Here is a 737-nt window from a genome sequence, read left to right on the forward strand (position 1 = left end):
AAAGACGCCGCTGATGGCCGAGAACCTCACCAAGATGTACGGGTCGCTGGAGATCTTCGCCGGCGTCGACCTGGCCATCGACCGCGGCAGCCGGGTGGTGGTGCTCGGGCTCAACGGCGCCGGCAAGACCACGCTGCTGCGCATCCTGGCCGGCACGGAGAGCCCCAACACCGGCCGGCTGGTGCCCGGGCACGGGCTCAAGATCGGCTACTTCGCGCAGGAGCACGACACCCTCGACGACGACGCGTCGGTGTGGGAGAACATCCGGCACGCCGCGCCCGACACGGGGGGAGCAGGAGCTGCGTTCGCTGCTCGGTGCGTTCATGTTCACCGGGCCGCAGCTCGAGCAGCCGGCGGGCACCCTGTCCGGCGGTGAGAAGACCCGTCTGGCGCTGGCCGGGCTGGTGTCGTCGGCGGCGAACGTGCTGCTGCTCGACGAGCCGACGAACAACCTGGACCCGATCTCCCGCGAGCAGGTGCTCGACGCGCTGCGCAGCTACAAGGGCGCGGTCGTGCTGGTCACGCACGACCCGGGTGCGGCGGAGGCGTTGAACCCGGAGCGGGTCATCCTGCTGCCCGACGGCCAGGAGGACCACTGGTCGCAGGAGTACCTGGAGCTCATCCAGCTCGCCTGAGCGCAAGGCCGACAATTGCCTCCCGGCACCTGGGAGGCGGGGGATTCGGCGAGATGTATCAGACCGTCACCGCCGCCTCGACGGGCTGGTGCTCCCAGACGA

Annotated in this window: 1 protein-coding gene and 1 pseudogene; both read left to right on the forward strand. The window is 70.0% G+C overall.

The annotated features are described in order from the left end of the window. Positions 1 to 34 precede the first annotated feature (34 nt). Positions 35 to 389: pseudogene (locus tag RT2_RS26705) on the forward strand (ATP-binding cassette domain-containing protein); the annotation flags it as partial. Positions 390 to 404: 15 nt separating this feature from the next. Continuing rightward, positions 405 to 635: a hypothetical protein gene (locus tag RT2_RS26710; protein WP_371851197.1), complete on the forward strand. Its 231-nt coding sequence runs from the start codon at positions 405 to 407 to the stop codon at positions 633 to 635. Positions 636 to 737: the final 102 nt, after the last annotated feature.

It is taken from the genome of Rhodococcus tukisamuensis NBRC 100609, assembly GCF_001894985.1.
GTDB lineage: Bacteria > Actinomycetota > Actinomycetes > Mycobacteriales > Mycobacteriaceae > Rhodococcus_G > Rhodococcus_G tukisamuensis.